The sequence below is a fragment of the Alcanivorax sp. 24 genome (assembly GCF_004360225.1).
GTDB classification, from domain to species: domain Bacteria; phylum Pseudomonadota; class Gammaproteobacteria; order Pseudomonadales; family Alcanivoracaceae; genus Alloalcanivorax; species Alloalcanivorax xiamenensis.
Map to the genome: position 1 here is coordinate 97,462 of NZ_SNUA01000003.1, position 20,874 is coordinate 118,335.

Here is a 20,874-nt window from a genome sequence, read left to right on the forward strand (position 1 = left end):
AATGACTTATAGTTCCTGGTTCAGGTTGGCGGGAAGCCGGTCAGGCCAAGATCGGTCACGAAATGCCGGATCGTTTCCAAGGTGGCCTCGGGCTGCTCGCGATGAGGGGAATGGCCGCAGTGATCCAGCCAGACCACCCGGCAGGGCCCGGAGCAATCGGCCTCTATAGCATCCAGCTGCTTGTGGGTGCCGTACTGGTCCTGGCGCCCCTGGAGCAGCAGGGAAGGGCAGTGGATGCCGGGTATGAACCCCCGCAGATTCCAGGTGGCGAAATCCGGATCCAGCCAGGCCTCGTTCCAGCCCCGAAACGCCACATCAACATGTCGGTGATAGCGGGCCAGCCGTTCGCGCAAAGGGCCGCTTTGATAGGCTTCGCGGGCGCCACGGATGCTGTCGAGGCCGATCGGTTCGGTAAAAACATGGGGCGCTATCAGAACCAGGCCGCGTACTCGCGGATCGACCACCGTCGCGGCATTGATCAGGGCGATGGAGGCGCCGTCGCTGTGTCCGACCAGCACCGCCCGCTGCACGTTGGCGGCGTCGAGTACCCGGGGCAGAATCTCGCGGGCTTCTTCGTGCATGTAGCTCAATGGGCGGGGCAGAGTGACCGGGTCGGAAGCGCCATAGCCGGCACGGCTGTAAGCCAGCACGCCACATCCGGTCAATTCCGCCAGATGCTGGGGAAATGCTTTCCACAGCGCCACGCAACCCAGTCCTTCGTGGAGCAGCACCAGAGTAGCGGCCTGATCCGGCGGCGGGCCGAACCACGCCGCTTCCAACCGTGTGCCTTTGACTGCTAAAGATTCGAGGGTCATGCCGGCACCTGTTCCCGGTTTCGCAGTTTGAAGCGCTGGATCTTGCCGGTGGCGGTTTTGGGTAACTCGTCGACGAAGTACACCCAGCGTGGGTATTTCCACAGCTCGATGCGCGAGCGCACGAAGTCCTGCAGTTCCCTGGCAAAGGCTTCCTCGTCGTCGATGGTTGTTTTCAAGACCACATACGCCGCCGGTTTGAGATTTTCGGTGTCGTCACTGCGCGCCACCACCGCCGCTTCCATGACACCTTCGTGTTGCATCAACGTGGATTCCACCTCGAACGGAGATACCCAGTTGCCGCCGGACTTGAACATGTCGTCGCCGCGCCCGCAGTAGTGATAGCGGCCCTGTTCGTCGCGATAGTACTTGTCGCCGGTACAGGTCCATTCGCCAACGAAGGTGCGCAGACTTTTATCACGCTGATTCCAATACCCGCTGGCGGCGCTCGGGCCGTTCACCAGCATTTCGCCGATCTGGTTGGCCGCTTCGATGTCGTTGCCGCTTTCGTCCACCAGTTTCACTTGATAGCCGGGTACGGCACGGCCGGAGCAACCGTAATGCACATCACCGGGCTGATTGGTCAGATAGATGTGCAGCATCTCGGTGGAACCGACGCCGTCGAGAATGGGGGAGCCGAAACGCTTTTCCCAGCGTTCGCCAGTCTCTTTGGGCAGCGCCTCACCAGCGGAAATGCTGCGGCGCAAAGCTTTGGAGCCGGGGTGTCGGGCCAGTTGGGGATCGGCCAGCAGTGCCGCGTACAACGTTGGCACGCCGCAGAAGATCGTCGGCTGGTGCCGTTCCATGATCTCCAGTGCCGCGGCCGGGGTCGGGCGGCCATCGTAGAGGATGGTGGTGGCGCCCACCGAAAGTGGAAACGTCATGCCATTACCCAAACCGTAGGCGAAGAACAGTTTGGCGATGGAAAAAATACGGTCATGGGGCTGAATACCCAGTACGCCCTTGCCGTACAACTCGGCGGTCCAGTACAGACTGGCGTGACGATGAGGGACACCCTTGGGATTGCCGGTGGAACCGGAGGAATAGAGCCAGAAAGCGATATCGTCGCAGGTGGTCCCGGCCCAGTGGCTCTCCGGTGAAGCGCTGTCGAGCAGTTCCGTCAGAGTGTCGTGATTCGCCTCCCGGCCATTCACCACGATTACTTTTTCAAGGTTGGGCAGCGCCGGGATCAACTCAGCGAATTGGGCATAAAGGGACTGCTCCACGATCAATACCTGGGCACGGCAGTCGCCAAGGATGTAACGGTATTGGGTCGGGGTGAGCAGTGTGTTCAGACAGACCGGCACCACTCCGGCTTTCAGGCCGCCCCAGAAACAGGCCAGATAGTCAGCGCTGTCGGACATGGCGAGAGCCACCCGGTCTTCCTGGCGCAGCCCCAGGGCATGATACATGGCGGCCGCCCGAGCTACTCGTTCGGCGAGGCGTGCGTAGGTCATTTCACCGTCGCGGTCGATGATCGCCAGGTTTCCGGCACGACCTTCTTTCAGGTGACGGTCAATGAAGTGTTCGGCGGCGTTGAAATGGCGGGGCAGGGGCTCGGCGGCGGGCTCGCGCATAGCCTTGGCTTGTGTCATGTCGGCTTCTCTCCCTTGCTGTCGAGATTGTTGTGGTTATCGATTCGGTGCTAGGTACAGCCAGTACACTGACATGTACTATAATGCATGAATCGACAGGGGCAAGAGGTAAGGCCGGGCTTGGTTATTGATTTATAATATGCATTATGAAATATAATGCGATTTTTGAGATAAGACATTGGGAAAGAAGGGCCACCCCGTCCGGTGGCCAAAGGTGTTTACGGCTCAGCGATGGCGACCACGGTTTTACCCAACCCGGCGCCGCTCAGAGCGAACTCCAGTGCCTCCATGAAGGCGTCTAGCGGGAAGACGCGGCCGACCGGTGGTTTCAGATCACCTTCCATCACCCAGCTCAGCAACCGAGCCAGGTGCTGATGGCCTCGCGCCCGCTCCTTTTCCAGGAACTGTCTGACATCCACGCCGATCAGGCCCGCCCCTTTCATCAGTGGCAGATTCACCCTGAGTGAGGGGATCGGCCCACCGGTGAAGCCGAGGATCAGATGGCGTCCACGCCAATGCAGAGAACGGAACGCCGGTTCGAATAACGGACCGCACACCGGATCAAATACCACGTCCGGTGCCGTGCCGCCGCAGGCGGCCCGCAGCCGCTCCCGCCAGCCATCCGGCTCACTATCCAACACCTGATCGGCACCCAGTTTCTGGCAGAACGCCCGTTTTTCCCTGGAAGACGCCACCGCCACCACACGAGCGCCGAGCCGTTTGGCCACCTGCACGCCGGCGGCGCCAAGACCGCCAGCGGCGCCAAACACCACCACGGTTTCCCCGGGCTGCAACTGGGCCCGGTCGACCAGCCCGTGCAGCGCGGTCAGGTAGTTGACGCGAAAGCCGGCGGCTTCGGCGAACGTCATGGCGTCCGGTATAGGTCGGACTTCCGCTGCCGGGGCCAGGGCGTACTCAGCCAGGCCGCCGTTGACGGTGGCCATCACCCGTTCTCCCACCCGCGGGGCCTCGATACCGGCGCCCACTGCCAGGATCCGGCCCGCTACTTCGCGGCCAGGTGTGTGCGGTAGCGCGGGTTTTACCTGGTAGCGGCCCAGGGCGACCAGAGAATCCACGTAGCCGAGCCCGCAGGCGGCCACGCCTATCAGAATCTCCCCCTCGCCGGGGCTGGGCCGCTCGGTTTCGATCAGTTGATAGTCGGTGATGGATGACAGCGATTCGGCGATCACTTTTTTCATGATCCGGGTTCCTGTTGTCCGGCGGCTTCGGGGCCGCGGTGAAGGTCGGGGCTAAGAGCCTGTTCACGATCTTTACACCACCGCGTTGCTGCAGGAAAAGCCGCCAGAGGGCGTCACGGACTGCAGGCTTTGGGGCCAAAGGCAAAGGCCGGGGCGTCGTCTGGCGGCTTTTTCAGTGCAACCCGATGGGCCGGCCCCCCCCCTGTGCCCTCCGGGTATTTTTCCGCCAGGCCGCGATTACACTTGTTCATGTAGACGGACTACATAGCACAATCGAAATCACGGCCTGACGACACTTTCCACCAGGAGAGAAGGGAACTCCGGCGCGGCGGCGTAAAGATCGTAAACAGGCTCTAAGAGCTTGAAGGTAAAGATGTAACGCCAGGGACGGGACGTTGTACACGGCGGAACCGGTCCGATACGCGGGAAGAGCACATGGTTTTGGCCAACCGGCGCAGGCGGGTGGGGCAATCCTGAAAAACGTAAAAGGCCTTGACGCATTAAATGGTCGGCCAGCATAGTTCGTTGACACTAATGTCAACAATAAAGAGGTGCTCATGGCCGAGACCACAGACCAGGGTGCGATCAGTGTGCTGGTCGCCAATCGTGGAGAGATCGCCGTCCGCATTATCCGGGCGATTCATGAGATGGGAGGGCGGGCCGTCGCGGTGTTTCCGGAGGACGACAAAGACGCCTTGCATGTTCATCGCGCTGATGAGGCGGTCGTGCTCGCGGGAACCGGGGTGGCCGCTTATCTGAATGCCAGTGCCCTGATCGAAGCCGCGCTCTCATCCGGTTGCGGCGCGATTCATCCGGGCTACGGATTTCTCAGCGAGAATGCGGATTTCGCCCACCGCTGTGCCGAGGCCGGAGTGGTGTTCATAGGCCCGAGCGCGGATACCCTGGCGATGCTCGGGGACAAGGCACGGGCAAGGGCCTTCGCCATGGAGCAGGGCGTCGCCGTCATGCCTGGCACCACTGGCGCCACCACGCTGGCCGAGGCGGAAGCATTCGCCAGTGAGCACGGAGCGGTGATGATCAAAGCCCTGTCCGGGGGCGGCGGGCGTGGCATGCGCGCGGTTACCGATCGTGCTGAATTGCCCTCCGCGTTCGAACGATGCCGCTCCGAGGCCGCACAGGCTTTCGGCGATGATGCGCTGTATGTGGAACGTCTGGCCCGTAATCCCCGACATATCGAGATTCAGGTGGTGGGCGACGGCGTCAGCGTCCAGCATCTGGGCGAGCGCGACTGCAGTATCCAGCGCCGCCATCAGAAACTCATCGAAATCGCCCCGAGTCCGGCGCTGGAGGCCGACCAGCGCGACCGCATCGTCGCCGCGGCATTGCAGCTTGCCAGGGCCTTGAACTATCGCGGACTGGGAACCTTTGAATTCCTTGTCGACGGCGATGAGGTGTTCTTCATGGAGGCCAACCCGCGCCTGCAGGTGGAACATACCGTCACCGAGCAGGTCACCGGAGTGGACCTGGTGGCGACCCAGCTGCGTATCGCGAACGGGGCGCGGCTGCCGGATATCGGCCTGGCCGAGCCGCCGCTGCCCAGAGGGTTCGCGGTTCAGGCCCGGGTTAATCTCGAAACCCTCGACGTCGATGGCTCGCCCCGCCCGGGCAGCGGGGTCATCCACGGTTTCGCGTTGCCTTCCGGACCCGGATTGCGCGTGGACACCTATGGCTACGCGGGCTACCGGGTGAGCCCCCGATATGACTCCCTGATCGCCAAAGTCATCGGTCACGGTGATGATTTCGTCACCGCTGCCCGGCGGACGGCGGCGGCCCTGGCGGAGTTCGGGATCGAGGGGGTGCCCACCAATCTGGATCTGGTCCACGGGATCGTCACCGAGCCGGACTTCGTGCGGGGACGGTTCGATACCGGCTATCTGGATCAGAATTTGCCGGCGCTACTCTCCCACCGCCGACCGGGAAGGGGGGCTCCGGTGGCGGCAATCGGGCAGGAACGGCGCGACATTCTCCATCCTCAGGTACCGGATGGCGCCTGTTCGGTTCGTTCAACCCTGGGTGGGGTGCTGTTGAAGATGGACGTGGCGCCGGGTGATGTGGTGCCGGCGGGCGCGCCGCTTCTGGTGGTCGAGGCGATGAAGATGGAGCACGTGATCCGCGCGACGGAGTCCATGCGTATCGACGGCGTCGTCGCGGCGGCCGGTGACTTTGTCGACGAAGGGGATGTGCTTGTTTATGGCAGCCCGGTGGAGCATAGCGGGGCGCCGGTTGCCGAAACGGTGGTGGAAGACTGGTCGGCGGAAGTGGCGGAAATCGTGCGCCGCCGCCAACTCGCCGAGGCCATGGGGGGAGAGGCCAAGGTCGAGCGGCAACGGGTGGCGGGCAAGTTGACCGCACGGGAGCGTGTCACCGCGCTGGCGGATCCGGACAGTTTCCGCGAAATCGGCGCCCTGACCGGTTTTGTGGACTATGTGGACGGTCGCGCCGAGCGCATCCTGCCGGCCAACTTCGTCGCCGGGACGGCCACGGTGGAAGGCCGCAAGATAGTGCTGGGCGTGGACGACTTCACCGTGCGTGGTGGGTCTGGCGATGCCGCGATCCACGATAAACAGATCTATGCCGAGCGCTACGCGCGCGAGATGCGTTTGCCGGTGGTGCGTCTGCTCGATGGCGCCAGTGGCGGCGGCAGCGTCAAGACGGCACGGGAGAACGGCTTCACTTATATCCCGGTCAACCCGGCCTGGGACGCGGTGGTGGACAACCTCTCCCTGGTGCCGGTGGTGGCGGCTTGCCTCGGCCCGACGGTCGGGCTGGGAGCGGCGCGTCTGGTGATGTCGCATCTGGCGGTGATGGTCGAGGGGTTGGGGCAGCTGTTCACCGCGGGGCCGCCGGTGGTGCGTGGCGGTACCGGTGAGGACCTGACCAAGGAGGAACTGGGCGGTGCCGACATACACCGCGGTACCGGCTCGGTGGAACGCATCGTTCCCGATGAGGCCACTGCGTTCGCGGTGATCCGGACGTTCCTGGGATATTTGCCCGGCAGCGCCTTCGAGCTTCCGCCGGTGGTGTCGTCGCTGGATCCGGCGGCGCGCCGGGAAAGCGCGCTGCTGAGCGCGATCCCGCGCAACCCGAGGCACCCGTACGCCATCGGGCCGATTCTGGAGGCCATTTTCGACGCTGGATCCGTGTTCACCTACGCCGAGTACGGGGACGGTATCGTCACCGCCCTGGCGCGCCTTGACGGTCATCCGGTGGGCGTGATCGCGTCGGATCCGATGCGGGGCGCCACCATGTCGGTGGAAGGTGCGCAGGCGGTGGGTCGTCTGGTGGACCTGTGCGAGACTTTCCATCTGCCAATCGTCAGTCTCACCGACCAGGCCGGCATGACCATCGGTTCGGTGGCGGAACGCCGTGCCACTATCCGAGCGGGAGCGCGGGCCATCGCCGCCGTCTATCAGGCGCGGGTACCGCAGGCCGAGATCATTCTGCGCCGTGTCTACGGCGTTGGCGGTGCCGGCATCATCAATCGTCACCGCGCCAGCCGCAGTTGGTCATGGCCGTCGGGTGACTGGGGGTCGCTGCCGGTCCAGGGAGGCATCGAGGCCGCGTTCCGCGCGCAGATCGAAGCCAGCGACGATCCGGCCGCCACCATCGCCGAGATCGCCGCGGAGCTGAAGGCGGTTTCGTCGCCGTTCCGTACCGCGGAGCACTTTGGCGCCCAGGACCTTATCGACCCCCGTGACAGCCGTGCCTTGCTCTGCGATTGGGTACGCGATGCCTATCGATTGCTGCCCGATCAGGTCGGACCGCCCTCATTCGGTGCCAGGCCATGATTCAAAAGCGGCGTGAGAACAACAACTCAGACTTTGATTCGGGAGAGCAACAATGAACGAGACGGAACTGACCGCCTTGCTGCGGGAAGACGGCGAAATCGTTACCGAACGGCTTGATCACTGGGCGAAGGTGGCCGGGGAAAGACCGTTCTTCCATTATGGCGAGGATGACGTCACCCTCACGTACGCGGACTTCGGCGAACGTACCGACCACATCGCCGGTAACCTTGCTGCTCTGGGTATTGCCAAGGGGGACCGGGTCAGCGTCTTCACCTTGAACCCCATGGTGAGCGCGCTGATGATGTTCGGCATCTGGAAGGCCGGAGCCGTGTACTGTCCGGTGAATTTCAGTTACACCGGGCGGTTGCTCTCATACCAGCTCAATGACACCGCGCCGAAACTGCTGGTGACGGATCCGGCCCTGCTGGGCGCGGTCAATCAGGTCGCCGGTGATCTGGCGGCGGCGCCGTCGGTGATCGTCTACGATCCACCGGCCGATGCTCACGATCATGTGAGTCACCGTGAGGAGGTCGATAGCCGTTTCGCCGAGTCGTCCTGGGCGTCACTCATGGCGCCGGCCGCGCGGCCGGATATCACCATCTCCTTTGATGATCCGGCGAACGTGGTCTATACCTCCGGCACCACCGGACCGGCGAAGGGCGTACTGCAGCCATACCGATGGATGGCGCAGTACACGTTCAAACTGCGGCAACCGCTGACCCCGGACGACGTGGTCTACAACGATCTGCCCCTGTACCACGTCGGCGGGGCCATCGCCAATGTGGCGCGCGCCGCCTGGGTGGGCTGTGAAGTGGCGGTGTGGAACCGTTTCAGTCCCGGTGATTTCTGGAAACGTGTCGCCTCCCGGGGAGCGACCACGGCGATTCTGTTGGATGTGATGATTCCCTGGTTGACCAAGGCGCCGGAAGGACCGGATGACCGGCGCAATACCCTGAACAAGGTGCACATGCAGCCGTTGCCTGAGCATCACGCTCTGGTGGCGCGCCGGTTCGGGCTGGATTTTGTCACCGCCGGGTTTGGACAAACCGAGTCGGGTTCACCGCTTGGCCTGCTGTTCGAGGAGACCGCCGAAGGTGAAGGCACGCCGGCGGACTTGTACCGGGGGCGCTCCCACGAGCAGGTTAAACAGCGGGCCGCGGCGGCGGGCATGGCGGTCCTGCCCGGCGGAGAGAATCGGCCCAGACGGCTGATGGGGGATCCGACGCCGTTCATGGAAGTGGCGGTGCTGGATCACCAGGACCAGCGATGTGGCCCCAGCGAACCGGGCCAGTTGGCGGTGCGGCCGAAACTGCCAGGCCTGATCATGAGCGAGTATCTGGGCAAGCCGGAGGCCACCGTGGCGGCCTGGCGCAACCTGTGGTTTCATACCGGCGACGCGGCGGTGCAACTGGAAGATGGCATGTTCGCCTTCCTGGATCGCCTGGGTGACCGGATTCGGGTGCGTGGCGAAAACCTGTCCTCATTCCAGGTGGAGGATTTGCTCAATCAACATGCCTCGGTGGCACTGGCCGCGGTATTCGCCATCGCCAGCAGTGAGGGCGATGAGGATGACGTGGTGGCTTATGTGACGGCGGCGGATGGTGCGCGGCTCAGTGAGCAGGCCTTGCACGACTTCGCCGCGGAGACCATGCCCAAATACATGCGGCCGCGCTATATCCGGCTGATTGATGAGATTCCACGTACTCCCACCAATAAGATCGAGAAGTACAAGTTACGTGCGCGAATCCTGAAGGAGTTGGGAAGGGAGTAGCAATGATGTCCGATCGTGCCACGAAACCGGCTTGCGGAAAGAGTCGGCCGGCCTGGGCGGTGGCGCGTCGGCGCCGGGCAGGGGAGGAACACCCCATGCGCACGGTGCTGTTGGAGGCGGCGGCCCGGGCCTTCGCCCGCTCCGGGTACGGCGGCACCTCCATTGGCGCGATCACCGCCGAGGCCGAGGTCTCCCGGCCAGCGTTCTATGCCTACTTTGCCTCGAAGCGGGAGGCCTTCCTCGAAGTCGTCGCGGCGTTACGCGACGAATTTCTTGCCGCCCATGAATTCCCCGGCATTGACGATCCCTACGAACTGGGACGAGCCGCTACCCGCGCCTTCCTTGCCGCCCATGCCGCCAACGCGGCGCTGCTCACGGTGGTGGAGCACCAAGCGGAAGGGGATGAGGAAGTGCGTGCCATGCGTGACGAGATGCGGCGTCGCCCGGCCCGGCGCATGGCACATTATGTCGAACGGTTGGTGGCGGAAGGCCGGGCCGACCCGGTGGCCGACCCGGAGTTGCTGGCGGGGGTGATGAACGCGACTTTCACCCGCTTCGCGCGAGAGCTGCCCGACGACGACGCCGCCTTCGAACAGAAGGTGGAAGAGTTCACCGCCATTTATCTGAGACTGATCGGCGTGCGTGGATAACAACGGTATCGGGATACGAGGCAAGGTTTGACGATCCCTCCTGCAGTTTCATCTGGACCGTGGGGCTGTATCACGACCTGATGGCACTTCTAGCGGTTGAACAGAGCGGGCTCTTACACATGCGGCTGCTCTCTGAAGCGCCGGGGGGACACCCCAAACCAGTTCTTGAAGGCGCGATGAAAGGTACTGAGGTCGGCGTAGCCCAATTCCTCGGCGATACTATCGGTGCGCCAGCCCTGAACGATCATGCGTTGCAGAGTGCGGGTTTTCAGCACGGAGATCTTAAGTTGCCGAAAGCTGGTGTCATGTTCACGCAAGTGACGTTGCAGCACGCGTTTGTGCAACCCCAGTGCCAGGGCCACATCGTCAATGGTGCGGAGCGCCGGCCGGTCGTCATCAATCAGTTCCTTGATACCGTCGATGAAGGTTTGCCGGCGGCGCTTGGCACGAATCAGCCCTTCAGCGTAACTGAGATTGATCTGGTAGAGGTGCTCATCACGTTCACTGACCGGTGCCGCCATGGCCTCGCCATCCATTTCCAGAAAGAAGTTACCGGAATGGCCCAGGCAGGGGCAGTTCAACGCCTGGCCGATAGGTTCCGCCGCCATCCCTTCGGGGACAAAGAAACGCCGCACCCGGAGTCGATGATTGGTGACCGTGCGCAGCAGCCCCAGCGTTTGCGTGACAATGGACAGCACCTGTTGATTGGAGACCACCACGGCATCCGGTGCCGGAACGTATTCGCAGCGTACCAGCCGGTTCGTGGACACCGGGTGGATCCGGTACTGGCCACTGTCGCTGAGCAGGGGCTGGTAGTCCACCATGTGGCGTAATGCCTGCAGTGCGGTCGGGCTGTGCAGCATGATCGGCAGCAGCACACCGCCGGTGCGCGGGCTCTGGCGGCGCGCCACGTCGATGCCGAGTAGTGGGTTATGGCTGATGGCGCTGGCGCGATGCCACAGGGTGCGGGTGGCTTCGATGCCGAGGTGATGGCCGTCGATAATTTGCCCTTAACGAATCTCATGGATTCCGGTGCCCAGTTGCCGGGTATCGAGGCCGACTTTCTCGAACGCTTGCAACAGTCCGGAAACCCACAAATGGGCCACGTGAAAATGATTCATGGTTTGCCTCCTGCTCAGCCAAGCATAACCAGAGCGGGCCGGACACGGTTAGTGGCGGGGCGGACAGGTGTCGTCAACTGCAAATAATGCTCGCTTTCCAGCAATGTATTGGCCGGCGGGCTCCCGCATAGTCGTTCACATGATAAATAGAACAGGAGCGAGTAATGTCATTCACCGTGAGCCCCACCGGTGCCGCCTGCGGCGCCATGATTAACGGACTGGATTTGTCCCGCCCCTTGGACTCGGCCACGGTGGCTGCGGTCCGCGAGGTTTGGCTGGAACACAAGGTAGTGGTATTCCCCGATCAGAGTTTGTCGGATGATGACCTGGAACGGTTCAGCCGTTATTTCGGTGACTTCGCCGGCGACCCCTACATTGCTTCCATGGAAGACCGGCCCAATATCATCGAGTTGCGCCGCACCGCCGATGAAACGTCACCGATTTTCGCCGACAGCTGGCACACAGACTGGAGCTTCGGTGAAACTCCGCCGGCGGCCACTATTCTGTATGGCATCACTATTCCACCTCATGGTGGGAATACGGATTTCATTAACCAGGAATTGGCATTACGGGAAATGCCGGAGGAACTGCGGCGGCGGTTGCGGGATAAGGTGGCCTTGCACTCGGCGCAGCGGGCCTACGCGCCGGACGGGATCTATGGCGAGCAGGATTCCGGGAAGGGGAGAGGATTCAAGATCCTGGCCTCCGATGAAGCCTACAAAGTGCAACCGCACCCAATCATCCGCCCGCACCCGGAAACAGGCAATGAGTCGATCTTCGGCTGTATCGGTTACATCCTCGGATTCCAGGACATGGATCCGGACGACAGCATGGCGCTGTTGATGGACCTGTATCGCTGGCAAACCCGTGAGCAATTCCAGTATCAGCATGAATGGCAACCGGGCATGCTGGTGATGTGGGATAACCGGGCGGTTTTGCATAAAGCCAATGGTGGCTATGAAGGCCATGAGCGGGTACTGCACCGGACGGTCATCAAGTAGCCCCCTGATTAAAACAGAGACCTGATCGCATGATCCAAACGCCACGCCTCCGGCCAATAGCACTACAAAGGCGGCTGTTATGACTGACCTGACTTCATTCGTGCCGCTGTTGGCGGAGGCGGTTTGCCGGCACAAGACATTGCCGCCACTACCGCCGGGTTTGACCGAGATGGAAGGCTATCAACTGGCGCGTCAGCTGGCGCAAGCCGTGGTCGGGGAGAAGGCCCTCCACGCGCTGAAAGCAGGGCTGACCGACCCGCGTATACAAGCCCATCTGGGATTGTATGAGGTCATGTTGGGGCATCTTTATCCGAATAGACGTCTGCAATCGGGGGCTCGTCTGTCCCGCCGTGGCAAGGCCATGATCGAGTGCGAGCTGGCGGTTTTCGTGGATGCCGGAGGGCGGCCGGTGTCGGTGGCGCCGGCGCTGGAGTTCGTCAATGTGGATTTCGCCCGGTCGGAGGACCTGACGCCGCCCAATCTGGCGGCGATCAATCTGGGTGCGGATGCCTTTCTGGTGGGAGAAACACAGCCATGGAATGACGCCACGCTGGCCAGTCTGGACACCATCCGGATTGAACTGTACCGGGATGAGGCGCTGTTGCTGGAGGCACCGGCCAACAGTTCCCTTGGCGGTGCCGTTGATGGATCACAATGGATGCTCGACAAGGCGCGCCAGCTGGGCTGGTCTCTGGACGGCGAAACACTGCTGATGACCGGCACCGTGGGCAAGCCGCTGGCGTTCGTGCCAGGGGTCTACCGCGCTGACTACGGGCCGCTGGGCTCGTTGTCGTTCACCATTGATGATCAATAGCAAAGGCGGCTCAACTGACCTGCCGTTCGCGTCCGCCCCAGTGTTCCTCGCGCAGCTTGTACTTGAGCAGCTTGCCGGCGGGAGACAACGGCAGCTCGGTGCGCACTTCCAGACTGCGAGGAATCTTGTAGTTGGCGATCAGCGTTTTGCAGTGGACCATCAATTCATCCAGCTCCAGCGCGCCTCCATCCTGCAATACCACCGCGGCGTGGACACGTTCGCCCCAGTCGCCATCGGGAATGCCGATCACCGCGCATTGGGCCACTTGCGGTAGCTGCAGTACCGCTTCTTCCACTTCGGCGGAATAAACGTTCTCGCCACCGGTGACGATCATGTCCTTGATCCGGTCGACCACATAGACAAAGCCGTCTTCGTCCATGTAGCCGGCGTCACCGGTGTGCATCCAGCCGCCGCGCAGGGCGTCGTTGGTTTGTTCCGGTTTGTTCCAGTAACCCTGCATGACCACGGGGCCGCGCACCACGATCTCTCCGCGGGTCCGGGCTGGCACGGGCTCATCGTTGTCGTCGACGATGCGCATTTCCACCATTGGTAAAGGACGGCCGGCGGACATCATCTTGCCGCTGCGGAAACCTTCCTCGGTGTGCCAGTCCGGAGTGAGGATGGAGACCGTCGGGGACAATTCCGTCATGCCGTAGGCTTGCAGGAAGCGGGCCTGGGGCAATGCCTCACGGGCGCGGTTCAACAAAGTGCTGTCGATTGGCGACGCGCCGTAAAGCAGATGTTTGAGACTGCTCAGGTCGTATTGCGCGAAGTCCGGATGGCTCAACACCATGCGGATCATGGTGGGCACCAGGAAGGCCTCCAGAATGCGCTCCTGCTGGATCGCCTTCAGCACCGCCAACGGCTCGAACATGGGAATGATGACACTGGTATTCAGACGCGCCGTGGCTTGCAGGATCAACCCTGTTCCGGCCACATGGAAAGTCGGTGCCGCGTGCAGCGTCACCGAGCGGTAGGGCATGCCGGACACCGCCTGGGAACCCAACCCGTCAATGTACAGGTTGGTGTGGCTGAGCATGACGCCCTTGGGTTTGCCGGTGGTACCACCGGTGTACATCACCGCCGCCAGATCATCGCCGTGACGATGGGTGTCCGCCACCGGCGTGCTGCCGGCGATCAGGGCTTCGAAATCATGGGTGCCGGCGGGGGCGCTTTTATCGCCGGCATAAATGACGGTTTTCAACGAGCGGGACCCTTGCCGCAGTTCCTCAAGCAAAGGCAAAAAGGTATCGTCCACTACCAGAATAGTGCTGTCGCAGTCGTCCAGGGAGTAAATGATTTCCTGCGGACTCCAGCGGATGTTGACCGGATTGATCACGCCACCGGCCCAGAAAGTCGCGTAGATGGCTTCCATGTACCGGTCGGAATTGAGACTCAGAATGGCGACACGGTCACCGGTGCCGAGCCCCAGTGCCTTCAAACCGCCCGCCAGCCGCGAAACCCGCGAAACCAGATCGCGGTAGCTTTGCCGTCGGTCGCCGTACACAGTGGCGGTGCGTTCAGGCACTTCCAGAAGCGCTTTGTGCAAGGGCTGAGTAAGGTACATGGGGCCTCCTGGCGTTTTATTGTTAGCGGGTCCCGCGGTCCGGGTTCGCGGATCGGTGACGGACCGGACAGCGCTTCTGAAACTAGAAGAGCCACGATGGCCGAGCCATCGTCGAAAGCGACGATTTGCCTCAGGTGCTGGCGGCCTCCGCCCGTGATGTCCCGGTGGCAGGGAAGATCAACGCGGCAACGAATGTCAGTGTGGCGAAACAGGCCAGCACCAGATAGAGCCCGAGCAGGCCATGGCGCGGCTCCAGATAAGCAATCATCGGGATCGCCGCCGCACTGGCGCCGAACGACAGGAAGTAACGCAAAGCAAAGACTCGTGACTGCCAACGCGGCGCGACGAAACGCGCGACCATGGCATCGTTTACGGTCACCTGACCGAAAACGGCGAACATGAACAGGGCTCCGAACAAAACCACGGTGCCGCCCTGGCCGAAAGCCAGCATCACCAGTAAGGGTGCCTGGCAGAGCGTAAGGATAACGAATGGCGCCTTGAGGCTCAGCCGGTCGATCAGGCGGCCCATGATCAACTGTGCGACAGCCCCGAAGGCGTAGGCGAGACTGACCACGATCCCCAGAGTGTCCGGAGAGTCGATAAGCGTGGCCAGACGGTCCTGAAACAGCTTTGGGTAGGTCACGGTGCTGGCATTGAACACTACGCCACCGGTGGCCGTGACCATGGCCAGCACGATGAATACCCGGCGCATGGAAATACCGCTGCCGGCACTGTCCCGCGCCGTCGTATTCCGTGTCAGGTGGGGCGGGGGATGTTCGCCGACACAGAACAGGAACCCGATCCCGGTCAGGATCGACACGGCGCCGGGCAAGATGAACGCGGCCCGCCAGCCGAAGCGAGCGGTAAGGAAGCCGGTCAACAAAGCGGCAAACGCCACGCCGAGGTTGCCCCACATCCCGTTTATGCCGATCTCTCGTCCCGGGTTCTCGGCGTGCGACACCAGCATTGCCGTGCCCACGGGATGATAGATGGCGGCAAATACACCGATCAGAGTGAGTCCGGCCACCAGCACCGGCACGTCCTTCGCCAGGCCGGTGATCAGTGCCGCTGCGCCAATACCGAAGAAGAACATCAGCATCATCCGGCGTCGGCTCCACAGGTCTCCAAGCCATCCGGCGGGCAGTGAGCAGGCGCCGAAGGCGATGAATCCGCCCAGCGACAGGCCGATCATCTCGGCGTATCCGAGCCCGAAACCCGAGGTCATGCCGAGCACGGCGGCGGGAAAAATCAACATGAACATGTGGTCGATGACATGGGCGGCGTTGATGAATCTGATGACGGTCCTGGGGTGGTTCATGGCACCTGGTCTTTGGCTATGGCTGCTGTGAGGGCATTGATGGAAACCAATGGGGTGTTCGAGCGCTCCATGATAGATTGTCCTTAATCTTCGTATCAGACAGTGAAGTCATCGAAACGGACATGTTGATTGATCACGCCTCCAGTGCCCCATTCGCCGCCGTTGCTCTCGATTACTCCGATGGCTGGCGGGTATCACGTCATTCTCACCGGCAGGCACAGTTCCTTTACGCCGCCAGCGGTTTGATGCGGGTGATCAGTCAGCAGGGGGCCTGGGTCATTCCACCGACCAGAGGCGTGTGGATTCCCCCTTATGTCGAGCACGAAATCGTGATGTCCGGGGTGGTGCGCATGCGCACGCTGTTTATTGACCGGAGCCGGGCGCCGTCGCCCATGCCGGAGTGTTGCGTGCTGGCGGTGACCCCATTGCTGCGGGAGATGATTCTGCGGGCCGTTGATCTGGAGCTGCGGCCTCGGCGGGACACGTTCTACCAGCGTTTGCAGGCATTGATTCTGAGCGAAATTTTCAGTCTCGAATCGATGCCGCTGCATTTGCCAATGCCCCGCGATCGGCGCTTGCAGGTGATTTGCCAGGCCCTTATGGCGGCGCCGCGGCAGGATTGGACCCTGGACGACTGGGGGCTGGAAGTCGGCGCCAGCGCCCGCACGCTGTCGCGACTGTTCACGCAGGAACTGGGTATGAGTTTCGGCGAGTGGCGGCAACGACTGCGCCTGACCGAGGCTTTGCCGCGCTTGCTGGCCGGTGACGGCGTGCAAAAAGTGGCGCGGGATCTGGGCTATGGCAGTAGCCGAGCCTTCAGCAGCATGTTTCGCCGCTTGTTGGGGGCAACACCTAGCGACTATCTCAGACACCACGCCTCGGGTAATTACAGCAAAGGTCACGGAGTGTGATCGCGAACAATTAGCGCTTGTTTTGCTTGGGGCGCGGATGAACGTCGTATCATGCCATCGATCTTGAACAGACTCTCAATCAGGAGAAGGTTATGACCGCCTACATCGTATTGATGAAAGAAACCACCCATGACCCGGCGGAACTGGAGATTTACGCCCGAGGCGCCAAGGCCGCCCGGGGGGACCATCCGATCACCCCGCTGGCGTTCTACGGTGATCTGGAAGTGCTGGAAGGGCCGGCCATGGAGGGCGCGGTCATTCTCCAGTTCCCGGACGTGGAGGCGGCACGCGCCTGGTATCACAGTCCCGCCTACCAGGAAGCCATGCAGCACCGGGTCAAGGGCGCGGATTGGCACGTGTTCATCGTAAAAGGGGTGGCCTGAGGGCTTGCCATCGGCGTCGACGCGGCGCAGCTTAACAAGCTGGCCGAACCTTGAGCCGCCTGGAGTCCGCCCATGCATGTGGAATACGCCACCGATCATCTGGAGCGTCCCCGCCGTTTCGAATACTGGCACGATGTGGTGTGCCGGCACTGCATTCCCGCCGACAGCCGTCTGTTGAGTCGGACTCCGTTTGATGGCCGTCTGTCGGTGCGGGATCTCGGTCCCGCCGCGATCAGCACCATGGAGGCGCCATTGCACCGCTGGAGCCGGGAGGCCAGTCATCTGCGCACTCATCCGGATGAGGATCTGTGGATTGGCTTCGCTGAATCCGGCAGTGGTGTGATGGAACAGAATGGTCATCAGACGCCGCTGACGGACGGTACCCTGATTCTTTATGACGCCGGCAGGCCATTTCAATGCACGCTGGAAGCCGGCCGGGTTTATCTGGTCCGGCTTCCACGCCGGGCCTTATTGCGGCGTTTCCCCCAGGCGGAGCGCGGTATTGGCCAGGCCCTGGCACCGCACCGTCCTGGGGTCGCGCCGCTGCGGACCATGATTCAACAAGCCGCCGCCCTGGAAGTGGGTGACGACCGGATCGGCGCGGCGGAACAATTCGGGCTCGCGTTACTGGACCTGGCGGCGGTGGCACTGGAATGGCAGGGCGAGCGCCTCGACGGCGCGGTTGAAAACGATCTTCATGGCCGTCTCTGCCGGTTTATCGAGGCGCACTTCGAGGACCCGTCGTTATCGCTGGTGGCGCTGGCCCGTGCCCACCATGTGTCGCCTCGCACCGTGACCCGCGCTTTTGCCCGCCATGATCAGACCGCCATGGGCATGGTGTGGCGCGTGCGTTTGCAAGCGAGCCGGCGGGCGCTGGAGCAGGGGCGTGTGGCCAGCGTCACCGAGGCGGCATTCAATCACGGTTTTACCGACGTTTCCCATTTCAGTCGTGCTTTCCGGCGGGCGTTCGGTAGGGCACCGCATACCCTGTTGAGGCCGCATCACTGATTCTGACCTTCCAGGCACACCGCCTTGTCCTTCTCAGTCCAGCACCAGGTCGACGGGCTTGCTAGCGTTGACGCTGCTAATCCGGGCTCGAGGAGCAATGAAAATGACAAATAATGAACTGCACTATTTGGATTTGATGGAAGTGGGCCGGCAGATCCAGAGCCGGCAACGATCCTCCGAAGAGGTTACCCGCCACATGCTGGAGCGGGTGGATAGGGTGGATCCGTGCTTGCACAGCTACGTCACCGTGATGGCGGATCAGGCACTGCGGGAGGCCCGCGCCGCCGACAAGGAAATCGCCGCGGGGCAGGCCCGAGGTCCGCTGCATGGCGTGCCACTGGCGGTGAAGGACCTGCTGTGGACCGCCGGCACCGCCACTTCCCATGGCATGCCGATCCTGCGTGATCATGTGCCCACGGAGGACGCCACCACGGTACGGCGGTTGCGTGATGCCGGCGCTGTGCTGTTGGGCAAGCTGCAGCAAACCGAAGGCGCTTTCGCCGACCACCATCCGGATGTCACCGCGCCGATCAACCCCTGGGGAGAGACCTTGTGGTCCGGTGTCTCTTCCAGTGGCTCCGGCGTGGCCACCGCCGCCGGGCTGTGCTTTGGTTCCCTGGGCACCGACACGGGCGGTTCAATTCGCTTTCCTTCCTCCGCCAATGGCGTCACCGGTTTGAAGCCCACCTGGGGGCGGGTCAGTCGGCATGGGGCGTTCGAATTGGCGGCATCGCTGGACCACATCGGTCCAATCGCGCGAAATACCGCGGATGCCGCCGCTATCCTGGGCGCCATCGCCGGTGCCGACCCTCTGGACCCCACCGCCGCGCGGCAACCGGTACCGGATTATCTGGCACTGATGACCCGGGGCGTGGCCGGCCTGCGCCTGGGATTTGATCCCGACTGGGGCATGAAGCCGGCGGACCAGGCCACCCAGGCGGCGGTGAGCGAAGCCCTCAAGGTACTGGAGAGTGCCGGTGCGCAACCCCGTGAAGTGCGTTTCCCCGACACTGATCAGGCGGTGGCGGACTGGAGCCCGCTGTGTGGCCTGGAAACGGCGGTGGCCCATGAAGAGACTTACCCGTCCCGTCGCTCCGAGTATGGCCCGGTGCTGTCGGCGCTGATTGAAGTCGGGCGCTCGCTGAACGCCATGGATTACCAGAAGCTGCAACTACGGCGGGCGGATTTCCGCGGACGGGTGGAGGCGGTGTTCGACGATGTCGATTTATTGCTGATCCCCGCCGTCGCCTACACTGGTGTGACGGTGGAGACCATGGCTTCCTTCGCCGACGATGAGGCCCTGATGGGGGGGATGATGCGCTACACCTGTCCCTTCGACCTCAGCGGACACCCGACACTGACACTGCCTGGCGGTGTCACCGGGGAGGGTGCCCCGGTGGCCTGGCAACTGGTCGCGCCCCATTTTCGGGAGGACCTGCTGGTTCGCGGGGGTTGGGCTTTTCAGCGCATGACGGACTGGCACCGCCGTCATCCTCAGGTCTGACTGTCGGTACGCAAAGGCGGGGCCCGTGCCCCGCCGGATCATGCCCGGCTCGGCTCGGGCTGTCGGAAGAAGCGGGCGTCGGGCAGGCGCAAGGACACCAATCCGGCCACCACCAGGATGGCGGCAGCGCTGCCAAAGGCCACCCAATGGGTACCAAAGGTTTCGTAACCCCAGCCACCCAGCCAGGAACTGATCATCGCGCCGATCTGATGCCCCAGGTAGGCCCAACCGTAGAGCACGCCCACCGAACGGATACCGTAGACATCGGCCAGAATCGCCGAGGACAGCGCGATGCTGCCGGCCCAGACGATGCCGCCCACCGCCGCCACGGCGTACAGATACCACACCGAGGGCACCATCATCAGACCTATGAAACCGAGGCCACGAATCAAATAGATGGCCGCCAGCAGGTTGCGGCGAGGGACCTGGTCGGCGAGATGGCCAAGCACCAGTGTGCTGGGGATCGCCACCAGGCCGATCAAACCGATACCCAGGGCGGCGGTAATGGGATCGAAACCGTGGTCAGTGAGCATCGGAACCCCATGACTGCCGAGCAGATTCATACTGAAACCGCAGGCAAACAGGCCCAGCGCGATTTTGCAGAAAGGCAGGGTGCGCATCGCCGCCAGGCTGGTAAGTTGTGCCAAGGGGGCCAGTGGCGGCGCGGATTTGCCGCCGCCGCTGTCGCCGGGCAGCAGATCTGTATGCTCGGGGGCCTCGTCGCGGATGATCATCAGTGCCGCGGGGATCACCAGCAGCACGAACAGCACGGTGAACCCGATCAGGGTGTGCTGCCAGCCGTAGCGTTCAATGGTAAAGGTCAACAGCGGCGTCATCACGGCGATGCCGGCCATGGAGCCGGTGGAGAGATAGAACAGGGCCTTGCCGCGCTGGCGTGTGAACCATCGGCTGATCACCGGCGTCAATGCCACCGGACTGGTAAAGGAGAATCCCAGTGACAACAGAATGCCAAAGGCCATGAAGAAGCTGAATGGATCGGTGGCATTAACCGACCAGATACTGGAAACGACGACGATGGCGGTCCCCAGCAGCAAGACTGCCCGGCTGCCGTACTTTTGCGCCAGAAAACCGGCGATCGGCATGCCGATTCCATAGGCAAGCATGCCTAGGGCGACGATGGTGGAGAGCACCGTGCGGCTCAACCCCAGGTCCTCGGCGATGGGCTTGAAGAACGGGCCGATTCCCATGCGCATGCCCACGGTGAGCAGCGTGATGGTGGTCGCGGCGCCGACAATGTACCAGCCAAAATAGAGGGAGCCGGTCTGCTGACGAGTCATGGTATGCATTCCTTCTTTCGAAACCGGCGCCGGGCCGGCTCCGGTGATCAGGCCGACTATGATTTACATCTTAAAGAACCAAAGTGCAAGCGTTACATTCCGAGCGGTAGGTC

At 62.6% G+C, this 20,874-nt stretch carries 16 protein-coding genes; 9 read left to right on the plus strand and 7 right to left on the minus strand.

Annotation, left to right across the window (positions count from 1 at the left end):
- Window positions 1–20: 20 nt before the first annotated feature.
- The 3 genes from E0L37_RS05345 to E0L37_RS05355 form a co-directional block, all read right to left on the minus strand.
- Window positions 21–815: an alpha/beta fold hydrolase gene (locus tag E0L37_RS05345; RefSeq protein ID WP_133490746.1), complete on the minus strand. Its 795-nt coding sequence runs from the start codon at window positions 813–815 to the stop codon at window positions 21–23.
- Window positions 812–2,407 (minus strand): benzoate-CoA ligase family protein, encoded by a 1,596-nt coding sequence (locus E0L37_RS05350; protein ID WP_201303782.1) that lies wholly within the window; start codon window positions 2,405–2,407, stop codon window positions 812–814. The genes E0L37_RS05345 and E0L37_RS05350 overlap by 4 nt, the downstream gene beginning before the upstream one ends.
- A 218-nt stretch (window positions 2,408–2,625) precedes the next feature.
- Complete coding sequence (locus tag E0L37_RS05355) at window positions 2,626–3,606, minus strand: NADPH:quinone oxidoreductase family protein (RefSeq protein ID WP_133490747.1); 981 nt, start codon at window positions 3,604–3,606, stop codon at window positions 2,626–2,628.
- A gap of 557 nt (window positions 3,607–4,163) precedes the next feature.
- Between E0L37_RS05355 and E0L37_RS05360 the strand changes: the two genes are divergently transcribed.
- The 3 genes from E0L37_RS05360 to E0L37_RS05370 are packed head-to-tail and all read left to right on the plus strand — an operon-like array spanning window position 4,164 to window position 9,836.
- On the plus strand, window positions 4,164–7,415 hold the full coding sequence (locus E0L37_RS05360) for a carboxyl transferase domain-containing protein (RefSeq protein ID WP_133490748.1): 3,252 nt from the start codon (window positions 4,164–4,166) through the stop codon (window positions 7,413–7,415).
- Between the two features lie 52 nt (window positions 7,416–7,467).
- A complete protein-coding gene (locus tag E0L37_RS05365) occupies window positions 7,468–9,186 on the plus strand; it encodes a class I adenylate-forming enzyme family protein (protein ID WP_133490749.1) in 1,719 nt (572 codons plus the stop codon).
- 2 nt (window positions 9,187–9,188) lie between these two features.
- Window positions 9,189–9,836 (plus strand): TetR/AcrR family transcriptional regulator, encoded by a 648-nt coding sequence (locus E0L37_RS05370; RefSeq protein ID WP_205655584.1) that lies wholly within the window; start codon window positions 9,189–9,191, stop codon window positions 9,834–9,836.
- Window positions 9,837–9,949: 113 nt separating this feature from the next.
- Here the strand turns inward: E0L37_RS05370 and E0L37_RS05375 are convergent, their stop codons facing one another.
- Complete coding sequence (locus E0L37_RS05375; RefSeq protein WP_370450520.1) at window positions 9,950–10,840, minus strand: AraC family transcriptional regulator ligand-binding domain-containing protein; 891 nt, start codon at window positions 10,838–10,840, stop codon at window positions 9,950–9,952.
- A 281-nt stretch (window positions 10,841–11,121) separates the two neighbouring features.
- Between E0L37_RS05375 and E0L37_RS05380 the strand changes: the two genes are divergently transcribed.
- Entirely contained in the window at window positions 11,122–11,958 is an 837-nt protein-coding gene (locus tag E0L37_RS05380) for a TauD/TfdA family dioxygenase (protein WP_133490751.1), read from the plus strand.
- 79 nt (window positions 11,959–12,037) lie between these two features.
- Window positions 12,038–12,772 carry a hypothetical protein gene (locus tag E0L37_RS05385; RefSeq protein ID WP_133490752.1) on the plus strand — a complete coding sequence of 245 codons (735 nt, stop codon included), beginning with the start codon at window positions 12,038–12,040 and terminating at the stop codon, window positions 12,770–12,772.
- Between the two features lie 10 nt (window positions 12,773–12,782).
- On the opposite strand, the gene E0L37_RS05390 is transcribed toward E0L37_RS05385, so the two are convergent.
- Together E0L37_RS05390 and E0L37_RS05395 are read right to left on the minus strand one after the other, a co-directional pair.
- The gene (locus E0L37_RS05390) at window positions 12,783–14,339 is read right to left on the minus strand and encodes a long-chain-fatty-acid--CoA ligase (RefSeq protein ID WP_133490753.1); all 1,557 of its coding nucleotides are present in this window, start codon (window positions 14,337–14,339) and stop codon (window positions 12,783–12,785) included.
- A 130-nt stretch (window positions 14,340–14,469) separates the two neighbouring features.
- Window positions 14,470–15,657, minus strand: coding sequence for an MFS transporter (locus tag E0L37_RS05395; protein WP_133490754.1), 1,188 nt, complete (start codon window positions 15,655–15,657; stop codon window positions 14,470–14,472).
- A 122-nt stretch (window positions 15,658–15,779) separates the two neighbouring features.
- Here E0L37_RS05395 and E0L37_RS05400 point away from each other — a divergent pair, with 122 nt between their 5' ends.
- The 4 genes from E0L37_RS05400 to E0L37_RS05415 all read left to right on the plus strand — a co-directional run bounded on the left by E0L37_RS05400 (window position 15,780) and on the right by E0L37_RS05415 (window position 19,463).
- Entirely contained in the window at window positions 15,780–16,568 is a 789-nt protein-coding gene (locus E0L37_RS05400) for a helix-turn-helix transcriptional regulator (protein ID WP_133490755.1), read from the plus strand.
- Between the two features lie 92 nt (window positions 16,569–16,660).
- Entirely contained in the window at window positions 16,661–16,951 is a 291-nt protein-coding gene (locus E0L37_RS05405; protein ID WP_133490756.1) for a DUF1330 domain-containing protein, read from the plus strand.
- Between the two features lie 72 nt (window positions 16,952–17,023).
- Window positions 17,024–17,959 carry an AraC family transcriptional regulator gene (locus E0L37_RS05410; protein WP_133490757.1) on the plus strand — a complete coding sequence of 312 codons (936 nt, stop codon included), beginning with the start codon at window positions 17,024–17,026 and terminating at the stop codon, window positions 17,957–17,959.
- Between the two features lie 103 nt (window positions 17,960–18,062).
- Window positions 18,063–19,463 (plus strand): amidase, encoded by a 1,401-nt coding sequence (locus E0L37_RS05415; RefSeq protein WP_133490758.1) that lies wholly within the window; start codon window positions 18,063–18,065, stop codon window positions 19,461–19,463.
- A gap of 38 nt (window positions 19,464–19,501) precedes the next feature.
- Here E0L37_RS05415 and E0L37_RS05420 read toward each other — a convergent pair whose 3' ends face one another.
- A complete protein-coding gene (locus E0L37_RS05420; RefSeq protein WP_133490759.1) occupies window positions 19,502–20,761 on the minus strand; it encodes an MFS transporter in 1,260 nt (419 codons plus the stop codon).
- Between the last annotated feature and the right edge of the window lie 113 nt (window positions 20,762–20,874).

Bases quoted from the DNA above. Each gene is read 5' to 3' on its own strand.
- E0L37_RS05380 (WP_133490751.1), top strand. From the start codon at position 11,122: ATGTCATTCACCGTGAGCCCCACCGGTGCCGCCTGCGGCGCCATGATT.
- E0L37_RS05390 (WP_133490753.1), bottom strand. From the start codon at position 14,339: ATGTACCTTACTCAGCCCTTGCACAAAGCGCTTCTGGAAGTGCCTGAA.
- E0L37_RS05365 (WP_133490749.1), top strand. From the start codon at position 7,468: ATGAACGAGACGGAACTGACCGCCTTGCTGCGGGAAGACGGCGAAATC.
- E0L37_RS05360 (WP_133490748.1), top strand. From the start codon at position 4,164: ATGGCCGAGACCACAGACCAGGGTGCGATCAGTGTGCTGGTCGCCAAT.
- E0L37_RS05355 (WP_133490747.1), bottom strand. From the start codon at position 3,606: ATGAAAAAAGTGATCGCCGAATCGCTGTCATCCATCACCGACTATCAA.
- E0L37_RS05420 (WP_133490759.1), bottom strand. From the start codon at position 20,761: ATGACTCGTCAGCAGACCGGCTCCCTCTATTTTGGCTGGTACATTGTC.
- E0L37_RS05410 (WP_133490757.1), top strand. From the start codon at position 17,024: ATGCATGTGGAATACGCCACCGATCATCTGGAGCGTCCCCGCCGTTTC.
- E0L37_RS05350 (WP_201303782.1), bottom strand. From the start codon at position 2,407: ATGACACAAGCCAAGGCTATGCGCGAGCCCGCCGCCGAGCCCCTGCCC.
- E0L37_RS05345 (WP_133490746.1), bottom strand. From the start codon at position 815: ATGACCCTCGAATCTTTAGCAGTCAAAGGCACACGGTTGGAAGCGGCG.
- E0L37_RS05385 (WP_133490752.1), top strand. From the start codon at position 12,038: ATGACTGACCTGACTTCATTCGTGCCGCTGTTGGCGGAGGCGGTTTGC.
- E0L37_RS05405 (WP_133490756.1), top strand. From the start codon at position 16,661: ATGACCGCCTACATCGTATTGATGAAAGAAACCACCCATGACCCGGCG.
- E0L37_RS05400 (WP_133490755.1), top strand. From the start codon at position 15,780: ATGTTGATTGATCACGCCTCCAGTGCCCCATTCGCCGCCGTTGCTCTC.
- E0L37_RS05415 (WP_133490758.1), top strand. From the start codon at position 18,063: ATGACAAATAATGAACTGCACTATTTGGATTTGATGGAAGTGGGCCGG.
- E0L37_RS05370 (WP_205655584.1), top strand. From the start codon at position 9,189: ATGATGTCCGATCGTGCCACGAAACCGGCTTGCGGAAAGAGTCGGCCG.
- E0L37_RS05395 (WP_133490754.1), bottom strand. From the start codon at position 15,657: ATGAACCACCCCAGGACCGTCATCAGATTCATCAACGCCGCCCATGTC.